At 62.0% G+C, this 14,222-nt stretch carries 9 protein-coding genes; 4 read left to right on the top strand and 5 right to left on the bottom strand.

Translation table 11 applies throughout. From position 1 onward, the window contains the following. Positions 1 to 39 precede the first annotated feature (39 nt). A complete protein-coding gene (locus HQ843_RS14570) occupies positions 40 to 231 on the top strand; it encodes a hypothetical protein (protein WP_180897642.1) in 192 nt (63 codons plus the stop codon). A 114-nt stretch (positions 232 to 345) separates the two neighbouring features. On the opposite strand, the gene HQ843_RS14565 is transcribed toward HQ843_RS14570, so the two are convergent. Then, positions 346 to 1,545, bottom strand: a complete 1,200-nt coding sequence (locus HQ843_RS14565; RefSeq protein WP_180897643.1) for a hypothetical protein — start codon at positions 1,543 to 1,545, stop codon at positions 346 to 348. Positions 1,546 to 1,813: 268 nt separating this feature from the next. After that, a complete protein-coding gene (locus tag HQ843_RS14560) occupies positions 1,814 to 2,647 on the bottom strand; it encodes a hypothetical protein (RefSeq protein WP_180897644.1) in 834 nt (277 codons plus the stop codon). Positions 2,648 to 2,864: 217 nt separating this feature from the next. Here HQ843_RS14560 and HQ843_RS14555 point away from each other — a divergent pair, with 217 nt between their 5' ends. After that, complete coding sequence (locus HQ843_RS14555) at positions 2,865 to 4,145, top strand: MFS transporter (protein WP_180897645.1); 1,281 nt, start codon at positions 2,865 to 2,867, stop codon at positions 4,143 to 4,145. A 10-nt stretch (positions 4,146 to 4,155) separates the two neighbouring features. Here HQ843_RS14555 and HQ843_RS14550 read toward each other — a convergent pair whose 3' ends face one another. Beyond that, complete coding sequence (locus HQ843_RS14550; RefSeq protein WP_180897646.1) at positions 4,156 to 5,100, bottom strand: DMT family transporter; 945 nt, start codon at positions 5,098 to 5,100, stop codon at positions 4,156 to 4,158. A gap of 165 nt (positions 5,101 to 5,265) precedes the next feature. Here HQ843_RS14550 and pepN point away from each other — a divergent pair, with 165 nt between their 5' ends. Both pepN and HQ843_RS14540 read left to right on the top strand, forming a co-directional pair. Continuing rightward, positions 5,266 to 7,908, top strand: coding sequence for an aminopeptidase N (gene pepN, locus HQ843_RS14545; RefSeq protein WP_180897647.1), 2,643 nt, complete (start codon positions 5,266 to 5,268; stop codon positions 7,906 to 7,908). 242 nt (positions 7,909 to 8,150) lie between these two features. Beyond that, positions 8,151 to 9,779, top strand: a complete 1,629-nt coding sequence (locus HQ843_RS14540; protein ID WP_180897648.1) for a hypothetical protein — start codon at positions 8,151 to 8,153, stop codon at positions 9,777 to 9,779. 6 nt (positions 9,780 to 9,785) lie between these two features. On the opposite strand, the gene HQ843_RS14535 is transcribed toward HQ843_RS14540, so the two are convergent. Continuing rightward, on the bottom strand, positions 9,786 to 12,737 hold the full coding sequence (locus HQ843_RS14535; RefSeq protein WP_180897649.1) for a bifunctional [glutamine synthetase] adenylyltransferase/[glutamine synthetase]-adenylyl-L-tyrosine phosphorylase: 2,952 nt from the start codon (positions 12,735 to 12,737) through the stop codon (positions 9,786 to 9,788). A 60-nt stretch (positions 12,738 to 12,797) separates the two neighbouring features. After that, a complete protein-coding gene (locus HQ843_RS14530) occupies positions 12,798 to 14,222 on the bottom strand; it encodes a sensor histidine kinase (RefSeq protein ID WP_180897650.1) in 1,425 nt (474 codons plus the stop codon).

Below are 14,222 nucleotides of genomic sequence, written 5' to 3'. Positions count from 1 at the left end.
CACATCATGTCTTGGGAGGATCCACAGGAACCAAGGCAGATGAAACCTCTTGACGATATGGACGCCACTCTGATGCAGAACACACGCCTTTCGCTCGAGCTCGGACGTTCGACCAATGGTTACCATGGCCAGCGCGGCATTGACCGGGCGATTGCCAAGGGTTTTTCCAAGCTCGTCGGCCACCACGATGCCCGCGCTCTGCGCCCCGCACCGCGCGCGCTCGGCGCCTGAGAACAAGCGCCTTTCCGGGAAAAAGCAAGGCCTGCGGGTCAATGCCGATCCCGACAATTCATGATGCATGAGTCGGCCGCAACGCCGGCTCTTTTTTATATGGCGATACCGGACTTAACTGTCATAGGTGATTTCGACGGTCGTGCCGCTTGCGACGCCGGAGTTGACGGAAAAGCCGAGATCGAGCGAGGCAGCCGCCTTCTGAGCCTCGACCAGCCCGGTATGCGAGATGCCGAGGGCGAGTTCCGGTTGCCTGAAGACAGCCTCCAGTTCCTGCTCGCTGAGCCCGCGCCCGATATCGACGAATTTGACGATGAAACCCTCGTGCCCCTCGAGCGACAGGCTGATCCTGGCCTCGCAATAGGGCGGCGACACGGCGATGATGCGCTCGACCAGATGTTCGAACATCCCGGTCAGCATGTCTTCATCGAGGCGGACATGATGTTCGCGGTCATCGATATCCGTGACCAGCAGCAGGCTCTCCGAGATCGCCTCGCCGCGATGCCGCCCAATGGCTGACGACAGACATTTGGCCGGAGAGATCAGCGGCAAATCCGGGTTCCGCTCCCGCTCGTCTTTTACCGACTCGAACTCCGCATAGATATCTCGCCGCCTGGCTTTCCAGCTTGCCCGCGAAGACATCTCCGCCGGAACATCAGCATGGGTATTCTTGTTAGCGCTATCAGCCTTATCTGCAGCAACGTCTCTGGCATTTTTCTCCAAATGGTCCTGAGCGGGCCTGGTCGACGCAGCCAGCGACTTATGGGATTGCGTATTCTGCGGCTGGTCCCGTTCCACCTCGTCCAGGGCGACACGACGTGCATGATTATTCCAGGGCATGTGGCTCGAAAGCGGTGCGGTTACGGCTTTCGGCGGTTGTGACGGCGGGTCGGATCGCATCTGCTGCCGCGCCGGCTGATCCTGCTCCCGGACGAAGGATACGCCATCGACTTTCGGCGTCAACGGCGGTTGCGGAGCAGCGGACGCGCCGCCGGGCGTTGCGACGACACAGACGCCGTCACGGTGGCGCATCCGGGCAAGAGAAAGGTTGATGATGCGCGACGGTACGGTCACGAGATCGGCCCGGACCTCCTCCAGCCTGTTGCCCGGCTCATCGCCAAGGACGCGTGCAAGCGCAAGATCGATACGCGCCGCTCCATGGGTATCGAACAAGGAGGCAAGTCGCGTCCCGTTCAGGTCGCGTTCGCCGGCGTCTACATCAAAAAGCGCCAATGCGGGTTCATTCGCAAGTTCGATCACCCCGGCGGCATTCAACAGCAGCACACTTTCGGGCACCCGATTCAGCGTCTGCACGACCCGTGTGTTGTCCGCTTTACGCGAGAACTCGGAATTCATTTAGCGCACCCGATTATTTTACCAATGCCGGTCCATATCGGCCCGACCCCAAAGGTTTTCAACCTTGCAGCAGATACCGCAGGCAAAACCCGGAAATTCAAGCTATTATATTAACGCGGCTGGGTAAATTGTGTCTTAAGCAAGAAATTTCGCAGGAACGCGCGATAATCTGTCGCCGCACTGCGCCCGGGAGCCGCACGGCACCGCCTTCCGACGCATGTTCGCCTCACGTCAAGAATTCGAAGGCCTCGTCGATATGATGGGATTTTACGGCCTGCCAGCGGCAATATTCGTCGATGAACAGCTTGTCGATCCACATCTCGCTCTCGAACGGCAGCCGGCTCCATCCAAGCACGCCGGTTTCGCCGGCCTTGCTCAGTATCCGCTGCAGATGGGTGCGCGATATGAAAATCTGCTCGGAAAGCCGGCGCGCATTGATCGGCGGTATAAGATAGCGTTCGTCTTGCGGCGCGCCCGCGCCGATCTGCGAAACGATATGATCCATCACCATGCCGCCCGATATGGTGTTCTGCAGAAGGGCGACGCGCGGCGGCGGCTGACGCCAGGCGGGATCGTTGAGGCAGTTCCAGGCAAGCCTGGGTTGGACCGAGAAAACGAGGTCCGGCCGCTGCATCAACATCGACACGCGGTTCTTACCGTCGATGCGATCGAGCATCGTCAGGTTGAGCGCCACCCATTCCATCAATGCCGTACTCACGACCTCGGTGGGCCTCCAGTAGCGTGGACGAATGCTGCGACTATCGGGGTCGATGTTCAAAAAGCCGTATTGGACGGATTCGTTGATGAAGGCGCGGATCGTATTCGGGCTGGCAATCCTGAACGGCGCCAGCACCTCGATCAGACGGTTCACCGTCAGGCCGCCGCCATCGCCCCAATAAAGCGCAAGCGCCGTCTGCGAAATCAACCACCGGCGCTGGGAGGCGAGATTGGCGCCGAGCCGCTGGTTGGTATGGTAAACGTCCGCCAGAGCTTCACCATAATATGCAAGGGACGGCAGGAAACTGGGGTGCGAACAGATGATATCAACGGAAAGGGGCATGTTGTATTTGAATCCAGGGGCATCATCTCAGCCGGAGAATATGTTCCGATTGATTCCTTTTTTTGAAAAACTTAAGGATATCGCGACCAAAAAGACAGTCGCCTTTTACGGCATGGCGGTTGCGACATGGCCGGGAAAATCCTATAGGCCGGGCATTGACACTGGCCGATCTCCGAGGAGAGCCATCGAAATCCGTAACGGTCGGAGCTGATCGATCATGTTTGCCAGCCTGTTCTCAATCGCCAGCCTGATGCTGTCCACCTTCCTGATGATGGTGGGATACGGGTTGATGAACTACCTGGTGCCTGTGCGCGCCGTTGCCGAAGGGTGGTCGCCGCTGCTTATTTCGCTGATCGCGACCGGCTATACGGTGGGCTTCACGCTGTCGTGCATCGTCACGCCGACGCTTGTGCTGAGGGTCGGCCATGTGCGCGTCTTCGGTGCGCTTATAACGCTTCTGACGGCGGCAATTCTTGCAAGCGCGCTGATGGTGGAATGGCAGGTCTGGACGGTTTTGCGCGCGGTCGCCGGCTTTGCCGTTGCCGGCTGCTATCTGGTCATCGAAAGCTGGCTCAACGAACGCGTGACCAACGAGACCCGCGGAACCATGTTTTCGGTCTACATGATCGTGACGCTGGCCGGCGCGATCGCCGGGCAGTATCTCGTGCCGCTCGGCGATCCCCAGAGCACAACGCTGTTCATCGTCTGCGGGATCCTGTTCGCGATCTCGATCCTGCCGACCGCGCTCTCGACCGCGCAATCGCCGGCCCCGATCGCCAAGGTGCAACTCGGTCTCGGCAAGCTTTACCAACGATCGCCGGTCGCCTTCATCGGCGCCATCCTTGCCGGTATCCTGTCCGGCACATGGAGCAGTCTCGGCGGCGTCTATACCACCGGCAGCGGGCTTTCGACGGCGCAGGGCGCAACGCTGCTCGCCTGCGTTCTGGCAGGCGGCGCGCTCGGCCAGATCCCGATCGGCAGGATATCGGACCTGACCGACCGGCGCTACGTCATGGCGGCCTGCGGCGTGGCCGGGGTGATCTCGGCCTTCGCGATGTTCTTCATGACCCCCCTGACGCCCAACCTGCTTTACTTCACCGCGTTTATCGTCGGTTCCATGCTCTATCCGATCTATGCGCTGAATGTGGCGCATGCCAATGACCGCGCCGATCCCAGCGAATATGTCACGATTTCGAGCTCGCTGATGGTGCTTTACGGCCTCGGCACGGTCGCCGGGCCGCTGATCGGCGGCGGCGCCATGGAGCTTGCAGGTCCACGCGGGCTGATGCTCTATCTGGCCGTCGGCTTTGCGATCTACGGCGCTTACGCCGGCTGGCGCGTCCTGAGAGGCAATCCAACCGTCAGCCCCGAAGACCGCGCGGACTTCCATGCGATCGCGGTACCGATGCGCGGCACCGACGCCGCCGGCAGTCTGGCTGTCGATTATGAGGAAGAATACGACCCGACGAGCTTCGACGAAACGTCCCGTACGGGATGAACGCGGCCGTTCAGTTCGGGGTTTGCGAGGATGACACGCGACGCAGGTTCCGGCGCTCAAGGCCGAGCTTGTGCTCGCGGTAGATGATGAATATGCCGGCGCCGACGACGAACACCGAGCCAGCCATCGTGTTCAGGGTGGGAATCTCTCCAAAGACGAAGAGCGAGATGAGTATCCCGAAAATGATCGAGCTGTAATCGAAGGGCGCGATGGTGGAGGCGTCGGCGAAACGGTAGGACTCCGTCATCATGATCTGCCCGACGCCGCCGAACAGGCCGGAAAGAACCAACAGCATCAGCGGCAGCACCGCAAGATCGCCCCATCCGAACGGCAGGGTCGCAAGCGAGATCAGGGCAGCAAAGGTGGAGAAATAGAGCGCGATCGTCGGCCCCGTCTCGGTCACCAGCAATCTGCGCACCTGAACCATGGCCAGCGCGCCAAGACACGCGCCGGCAAGCACCATGACGACGGCAAGCGCCTCCGTCTCGCCGATGCCGCCCTGGCGAAACAGCGTCAGCTTGGGCCACGAGATGATCAGCACGCCGATCATCCCGACGGCCACCGCCGACCAGCGATAGATCCGCACCACCTCGCCCAAGAGCAGCGCCGCGAACACGACTGACAGCAGCGGCAGGGCATAGCCGAGCGCGATCACTTCCGGCAACGGCAGGTGCATGAGGCCGTAAAAACCCATGCCCATGGACGTGATGCCGATAAGACTGCGCAGGAAATGCCCGACCGGCCGGCTGGTCCTGTAGGCGCCCCTGAGCTCGCGCCGCCAGGCGAGATAGACGAGGATCGGCACGATACCGAAAAGCGAGCGGTAGAACGTCACCTGCCCCGGCGCGATGCCGCTGCCGGCGAGCTTGATACAGGTCTGCATGCACAGGAATGCCAGTATCGAAGATAGTTTGAGGATGATCCCGCGCAGGGGATCGTCGGGCGCATGTGGCATTCCAGGGGGGTCTTCCCGTTCGACAGGTCTTGGAACACCCATATGCCACCTGGCGCGGGAATACACAAACTCTCCGCCGCGCGACGGAGGATTTGCTTTTTTGAACGTTCAGCGCTTTCTTAGCGCTCAAATCGCGCAGGCGCGCTGAAGGAGAACGAGGTTACAATGCATACGGATCGAACCGTCTATCTGAAAGACTATCGCCCGACCGACTTCATCATCGAAACCGTGGATCTGATTTTCGAGCTTGGCGAAGAACTGACGACGGTGGGGTCCCAGATCCGGATGAAGCGGCGGCCCGGCGTCTCGCCCGATACCCCCCTGGAGCTTGTCGGCGACGGCCTGCACCTTGCCGGTCTCGCGCTTGACGGCAAGCCGGTTCTGCCCGAGCGCTACGCGTGTACCTCAGACCATCTGACAATCAGCGACCTGCCTGCCGAGGACATGTTCACGCTGACGGTCAAGACCAATATCAATCCGACCGCCAACACCCAGTTGCTGGGCCTTTACCGCACCAACGGCGTCTATTCGACGCAGTGCGAGGCGGAGGGCTTCCGCCGGATCACCTATTTCTACGACCGCCCGGATGTGCTGGCGGTCTACACCGTGACCATCATCGCGGACAAGGCGAAGAACCCGCTGCTTCTGTCCAACGGCAATCTCGTCGAGGAACGCGATCTCGGCGACGGCCGGCATCTGGCGAAATGGCACGATCCCTTCAGAAAGCCCTCCTATCTGTTCGCGCTGGTGGCGGGCGATCTGGCGATGATCGAGGACCGGTTCACAACGATATCAGGGCGCGCGGTCACGCTTCGCATCTACGTCGAACACGGCAAGGCGGAGCGCGCCGGCTATGCGATGGATGCGCTGAAACGCGCCATGAAATGGGACGAGGAACGGTTCGGGCGCGAATACGACCTCGACATCTTCATGATCGTCGCGGTCTCCGACTTCAACATGGGCGCGATGGAAAACAAGGGGCTCAACATCTTCAACGACCGGCTGATCCTCGCCGATCCGGAAACCGCGACCGATGACGACTATGCCCTCATCGAAGCGGTGGTCGCCCATGAATATTTCCACAACTGGACCGGCAACCGGATCACCTGCCGGGACTGGTTTCAGCTCAGCCTCAAGGAGGGACTCACCGTCTACCGCGAGCATGAATTCTCGGCCGACCAGAGGTCGCGGGCCGTTGTGCGGGTGGATGAGGTCAGGTTCCTGCGCGCGCATCAGTTCCCGGAGGACGGCGGCCCCCTCGCCCATCCGGTGCGTCCGACGCAATATCTGGAGATCGATAATTTCTATACGACCACGGTCTACGAAAAGGGCTCCGAAGTCTCCCGCATGATCGCGACGCTGCTCGGAGAGGATGGTTTCAGGAAGGGGCTCGACCTGTTTTTCGTCCGCCATGACGGCGGGGCGGTGACGATCGAGGATTATCTGAAATGCTTCGAGGATGCGACCGGCCGGGACCTGTCGCATTTCGCGCTATGGTACCATCAGGCAGGAACGCCGGTGATCACGGCGCGCAGCCTCTATGACGAGGGCGAGGGACGGCTGGAACTCACGCTTTCGCAGAACACGCCGCCGACGCCCGGGGAAAGCGACAAGAAGCCGCTTCATATTCCCCTGCGCGTCGGGCTGATCAGCCCCAATGGCGACGGCATGGAACCGTCGGCGGTGAGCGGTGGAGAACGCACCGGCGATGTGCTGCATTTGACGGAGAGAGAACAGACCTTCGTGTTCGAGGGCCTAGGTGCGAAACCGGCGATTTCGCTCAACCGCGATTTTTCCGCGCCTGTGAGGGTTCGGTTCGACCAGTCGCGCGAGGATCGGCTCAAGATCGCGGGGGCGGAAAGCGATCTGGTGGCGCGCTGGGACACGATCAACGGCCTGGCGCTGGAGGTTCTCACGCGCGCAACGGCGGCGGTCAGGGCCGGACGGCCCGTGGATACCGACAACGCCCTTGGCGAAGTCCTGGTCGAGACGGCGGAGGACGGCAAGCTTGAGCCTGCTTTCCGCGCGCTTGCGCTGACGCTGCCGGGCGAGCTCGATATCGGCCGCGAGATCGGCGAAGACGTGGACCCGGACGCAATCCATCTCGCCCGCAAGGCGGTATTTTCCGCCATTGCCGGCTCAGGACGCGCGTCTTTCGCCCGGCTGGTGGAGGAATTGCGGGAGGACGGCGATTTCAGCCCTGATGCCGCCAGTGCCGGGCGTCGGGCGCTGCGCAACGCAGCCCTTGCCTATCTCGCCGATGCCGCGCAATCGCCGCTGCCGGCGCGACAGGCCTATGACGCGGCAACCAACATGACGGATATGATCGCGGCGCTTCGGATACTGGCGCACCAGTTTCCGGGCAGCGACGAAACCAGGGCGGCGCTCGCCGATTTCCGACAGCGTTTCGATGGCGAACCGCTGGTGCTCGACAAGTGGTTTTCCGCTCAGGCGACCGTTCCCGGCGAAGCCACGCTGGACCGGGTGGCCGAACTGATGGGCGACCCTGCTTTCGACGAAGGCAATCCCAACCGCGTTCGCGCGTTGATTGGCGCTTTCGCCTCTTCCAATCCCACCGGGTTCAACCGGCCGGATGGAGCCAGCTACCGGTTCTTTGCCAACTTCATCCTTGCAACGGACCCGCGCAATGCCACGCTCACGGCGCGGATGATGACCGCCATGCGTTCGTTCCAGTCGCTTGAGGCAGGTCGACGCCAAAAGGCGCGGGAAGAGATTGAACGCATTGCTGGCCATGAAGACCTTTCCCGCAACCTGCGCGACATCGTCAACCGCATGTTGAAAAGCTGAGCGGGGGCTTGCAAAAAAATCCGTTCGGAGTCCTTGCCTGTGTAACCCGTTGCGCTATCAAGCCGTTTCACGCAGGAAGAGGAAGAGTGCAGAAACACAAAAAAGCCTTTTTATGCTTATGGTTAACAAAAGGTTCTCGGGAGGCGCTGGACAAGGCGAATCACGTTTGATTCACTAGGGCAGATTCGCAAGGGCGGTTTGCCGAATCACACGAGGGAACCAGACCAATGAAGAGATCGGACATGTGGGAGCGTCCCGCGGTCAACGGGAAGTTGCGCGCCTATGCTGGGACACGGCAAGCGGTCGCTGCGACGCAGCAGGCGGGATTTGCAGGACTTGAAGGCCTGCCTGTCATCAACCGGCCGGTCATCGAACGGATCCTGAAGAAGTCGATTCCCCTCCTCATCATCGCCTTTCTCATCAGTGTGGCCGCGGCGCGCGGACTGTCGTTGATGTCGAGCCATGCCCGGATGGAAGATGCGGTTCGGCAGGCAACCGAGTTGACGTCGGCCATGGCCCTTGCCGCGCTTGAGGATGAGCCTCAGCTTTTCGATCCGGCCAGTGCTGTGGCAACCGCCAAGGAACTGGGCGCGCTGGTCGCGGCCGATTCCGATACCGACCTTGTCGCAATCGACACGTCAGGCGCTGTACTGGCGGCGACTGGCGACAGCGAGAACCTGATCGGCCGTTCGCTTGCCGACGTCTTTCCCGAACTCACCTCCGCGCGCCACAACCCGTCTTCGAGCGGCGTCGTGGAAACCCACATCGATGGCGTCCCCTATCAGGTGTCCATGCATCTGGCGGGAACCGATGGCGGTATGGTGATCGCGCTGCATTCGATGCAAGCGATGAACGCGCTGTGGCGGGCGGAAATCAATCTCAACGTCACGCTGTTCGCGGCAATGGCGCTGCTGCTGCTGGTGGTGGTCTATGCCTATTATGCCCAGCTCAACCGTGCCGATCAGACCACCGACCTGATGGCGGAAATCGAGGCGCGGCGCGATGCCATGCTAGCCAATGGCGAAACGGGTCTCTGGTCGTTCGATCCGCATGCAGGCATTGCATTTCTCGATGGCTCCGCCGCCTCGGCCCTTGGCCTTGGATCGGCGCCGCGGCAGCTTGCCCTCAGGCGTTTGCTTGCGCTCATCCATCCCGACGACCGTCGCGGCTTCTTTCGCCGGCTCAGGCCGGGGGACACAGGACTGATCGAGACGGGTTTCCGCATCCGCCAGCATGACGGCCAGTATGCCCGCATCGATATCCGCGCCCATGCCGGCCAGACCGGCGGCAAGATCGCCGTCAGCGGCACGGCGATCCGCACGGCCGGCGCGAGCCGCCGCGAAATCGAGGCGGCGACAAAGCGCGCCAGCCTGTATCAGACGGCATTCGACGCAATGCCGCAGGCGCTGGCGCTCTGGGGCAAGGATGGCCGCCTTGAGCTCGCCAACGCCAGCTTCACGACAGCCTACGGCGTGAAAGCCGGCGCCCGCCGCGACAGCCTTGTCGCAGACGAGGCGGTGGTGATCCGCCGCGTCTGCCGCGAGGATGCCGTATCGAGCGAGATCAGGACGCGACTGGGGCAATGGCAGGCCGTCAGCGAGAACCTGCTGCCCGGCGGCGCGATGCTCACCGTGGGCTCCGATATCACGGCATTCAAGAGCGACGAATGCCGCCTCCAGAGCGAGCAGGCGCGCCTGCTTGAAAAGGTGGCCGCCCTTGCCGCCGCGCGCCGCAGCCTGGAACTCAAATGCGCCGCGCTCACTCGGGCGCTCGGTCGCGACATGACAGACCGATATGCCGGAGAGATCGGACTTTCATCCGAAACAGGCGCTCCCCAGACGGGAACCATCATCCGCAAAACGGTCGCGTAAGTCTTCTTACACGAGCGGCAGCAGCTTTTTGAAGATCGAACGCACCTCATCAGCCGTGTCGGTGATCAGCGCTTCCAGCGCTTCGATATCAGGACAATCCGAACGTTTGCACAGCCGATCCAGAAGTCCCGCGGGCGCGGTCGCCGGGCTGAAGCCCGTCGTCAGGCAGGCCCGGGTCAATTGGGCGATATCGGTGTAAAGCGCGAGCGCCTTGCGGCAGATTTCCAGATCGCCCGCATCCATCAGGTCAGGCCCGAAACGGATCAACACGTCATCCGTGCTCATCGCCTCGCCGCCGCCGGCCTTTTCACGCGGCTGATCGGAGGCGAGATGGCAGAACTGGGCGAGAAATTCGATGTCGATCAGGCCGCCCGCGATCAGCTTCAGATCCCAGATGCTCTTCGCCGGTTTTTCACGCTCGATCCTGGCCCGCATCTCCGCGATATCGCGCGCAAGCGCTGCCCGGTCGCGCGGCTTCACCAGAGCCCGATCGATGACGGTAGCCATGTCCGCCATCAGCGAGGCATCGCCGCAGAGAGGGTGGGCCCTCGACAACGCCATATGCTCCCACGTCCAGGCCTCGTTGAGCTGATATTTCTCGAAAGCGGCAAGCCGGGTCGCCAGCGGCCCGGCATTGCCGGAGGGCCTCAACCGCATATCGACCTCGTAGAGCACACCTTCAGCGGTGGGGGCGCTGAGCGCTGCCACCAGCCTCTGCGTCACGCGCGCGAAATAACGCGGAGCATCGAGCGATTTCGGTCCATCGGAGGCGCCGAGCGGATCGTCGCAATCGTAAAGCACGATCACATCGACATCCGAGCCCGCCGTCAGCTCCGCACTGCCGAGCTTGCCCATGGCCAGCACCGCGACCCGCTGTCCTTCAAGCTTGCCATGGGTCTGCGCGATCTCCGAAAGAACGCCCTCCAGCGCCTCATCGATTGCAAGCGTGGCGAGCACGGTCAGCGCCCGGCCGGCGGCAAAACCGCCGGTCGCCCCGGTGAGCAGACGAATGCCGATGAGGAAACGCTGTTCGGCGGTGAATATCCGGAGGCGATCGAGCCGTTCCTCATAGATTTCGGCGCCGGTCATGAAGGCTTCGAGGCGGCCCGCCAGATAATCCCGCGTCGGGATTTCCGTGAGCAACGCCGGATCGAGCATGCCATCGACGATGTGGGCGCGCGCGGCGATGATCTCGGACAGGCGCGGCGCGGCGGACATGATCTCGACGAACAGCAGCAGCAGGTTGGGATTGCTCTTCAACAGCGAGAAGAGCTGAATGCCGGCGGGAAGGCCGGAAAGGAAGCGATCAAACCGGAGCAGCGCCTCATCCGCGCGCCGGCTGGCGCCGAAGGCGGAGAGCAGATCGGGCATGATTTCGGTCAGCCGCTGGCGGGCCTTGGTGCTCTGGGTGGCGCGATAGCGGCCGTAATGCCAGGTGCGGATGGTGCGGGCGATATCGGCCGGCCGCTCGAACCCGAGCTTCGAAAGCGTTTCGAGCGTACCGGGATCATCATCCTCGCCGGTGAAGACGAGGTTGCCGGTCGCACCCGAAAGCGTCAGCTCCCGCTCGAACAGCCGGGCATAGCGCTTCTCGACCGTCCTCAGGTTCGCCACAAGCGCTGCGGCGAACGCCTCGGTCGTGCGATACCCGCTCATCCGGGCGATCCGCAGCAGTTCGGCATCATCCTCCGGAAGGATATGGGTCTGTTCATCGCGGACCATCTGGATACGATGCTCGACATTGCGGAGGAACCAGTAGGCAGCCTTCAGCTCATCTGCGGTCGACTTGTCGACCCATCGGGCCTGATGCAGGGCATCGAGGGCATCGACGGTGCGACGGCAGCGCAATTGCGGCATGCGCCCGCCGGCAATCAATTGCTGGGTCTGGGCGAAGAATTCGATTTCACGAATACCGCCGCGCCCGAGCTTGACGTTGTGACCATGGACGGCAACAAGGCCGAAGCCCTTGTGCGCGTGTATCTGCCGCTTGATCGCGTGGATATCGGAGATCGCGGCATAATCGAGATATTTGCGGAAGATGAAAGGCGTCATCTCGGCGAGGAATGCTTCACCGGCCGCAATATCGCCCGCGATCGGCCTCGCCTTGATGTAGGCGGCGCGCTCCCAGTTCTGGCCGCGGCTTTCGTAATAGATCAGGGCCGCCTCGACCGGGATTGCAAGCGGCGTGGAGCCGGGGTCGGGCCGCAGACGCAGGTCCGTCCGGAATACATACCCATCCCCGGTGCGCTCCTGCAGGATGCGAACAAGCCGCCGCATAAGCCGGGGGAAAAGCTCACGGGCGTTATCGGGATCGATGATGATCTCGGCGGCGGCATCGAAGAAGACGACGATATCGATGTCGGAGGAGTAGTTGAGCTCGTTTGCGCCGAGCTTGCCCATGCCGAGCACGACGACGCCGGAGTTTTCCGAAGGGTGTTGCGCGGACGCCAGCTTGATCTTGCCTTCGCCGGCCGCAGAGGCGAGCAGGTGATCGAGCGTTGCAGCAACGGCGGCGGCCGCAAAACGGCTCAGGAGATCGGTGATGACTTCGACTGTGAGGATACCGCCGAGATCGGCGAGCGCGGTGAGGAAGGCGACGCGCTGCTTGGAATGGCGAAGCCGCGACATGATCCCGCCATCGCCCTGAGTGCCGCCTTCGGCAATCCAGGCATTGCGCGCCTGTTCGATCTCAGCCTCGATCCGGGGACGGATCGGCTCATCAGTCCGGCAAAGAAGCTCAGGCTTCGAGCGGAAGGCGTCGTGGAGAAAAGGGGAAAGGGTGAAAGCGGCCGCTATAAAGGCGGTCAGCGGCGCTTCGGGATCGGCGAGCACGGCGGGAAGTTCATGGGCATCGACGGCCTCGGCAAGCTCCGCCGTTACCGCTTCGGCGGCCGCCTCATCAAGTGCAAAGATGCGCCCTGCCGCAACGCCGGTCAAACGCCCTTCGATCTCCTCCATAGCTTCCTCCGCAACTTCTTTTCTCCGCCTTAGCATTGACCGGGCGGAAGCAAAAGCCACTCAACGCGGACGATTGAGTGCGAGCGGAAAGCGAAGGATAGCGGCAAGGCCGCCATAGCCCGGAACATATTGCCCTGCTTCGGCAAGCAGAAATGTGCCGCCATGCATATCGGTAACCGCATCGACCATGGAGAGGCCGAGACCGGTGCCCGGCTTTGTGCGGCTTTCGTCAAGGCGGAAAAACCGCTGTTTGACGTCCTCCATGTGATTGGTCGGAATGCCGGGTCCGTTATCGGCAACCACGAACACGGCCTGCGCCCCCTCGCGCTTGAGCGACAGGAAAATGCGCGGCTCATTCTCCGAGGCCGAAGCGTATTTGATGGCATTGTCAAGAAGGTTGAAAATCGCCTGCCCGATCAGCTCCCGGTTGCCGTTTACCGAAAGGTCCTGCTCGATTGCGATATCGAGCGTCATTCCGGCCTCTTCGGCCACCGGGCCATAAAGTTCGGCGCTGTCCTCGACGATTGCCGACAGGCTTACCGGTGACATCTCCGCCGCGACAGCGCCCGCCTCGACCCGTGAGATCATCAACAATGCATTGAAGGTGCGGATGAGCTGGTCGGATTCGGCGATGATGCCTTCGAGCGATGCACGCCGTTCCTCGGCATCCTCGGCGGCAGCGGCATCCGCCGCCTTGTTGCGCAGGCGGGTCAGCGGGGTCTTGAGGTCGTGGGCAATGTTGTCGGAAACCTGCCTCAGCCCCTCGTTCAACCGCACGATCCGATCGAGCATGAGGTTCAGCGAATTGGAGAGGCGGTCGAACTCGTCGCCGGAACCGGTTACCGGAAGGCGCTGCAACAGATCGCCGGCCATGATCTTGCCGCTCGCCGCCGACATCCTGTCCATGCGTTTCAGCGCATTGCGACCAATGGCAAACCAGATCACCAGCGCCCCGACGCCCATGATGATGAGCGCGAGAAGCAAAGCCTGCCTGACGACGATATGCAGCCGCTCTGGATCGCCCAGATCGCGGCCGATCATGAGCTTCATGCCATTGTCGAGCGCGATCACATAACCGATCGCCAGGCTGTAACGGTCGCCGCTGTTGTTTTCGGCAAAGCCTTCATAGCGGAAGGGGGTGTCGAGCCAGCCCGAATGCTCGAGAACGCCGGGTTGCAGGGAGGCGACGTTGCTTGCCAGGATCTCGCCCTGCGGACTGGCTATGACATAGAGGTTGGCGCCGGGCTGGCGGGCGCGCCGTTCGATCGTGTTGAAAAGCCGGCGAATGCCGCCGCTTTCAAACGAAGCATCGAGCTGGGCGATCTCACGGTGCAGCGAATCCCGCATCTGCCGCTCGACCAGCCTTTCGGATACGGCTGTGACATAAAACACCATCACCGCCGCGCAGAGCCCGAACAGCAGAATGTAGACGACGGAGAGGCGCACCGCCGTCGACCTGAACAGAAGCTTGAGTCGCCCCTTCAT

This window comes from Martelella sp. NC20 (genome assembly GCF_013459645.1).
In the GTDB taxonomy this organism is placed as follows: Bacteria; Pseudomonadota; Alphaproteobacteria; order Rhizobiales; family Rhizobiaceae; genus Martelella.
Note: the sequence above shows the minus strand (reverse complement) of the source record. Positions and strands in the feature narration are given on the sequence as shown.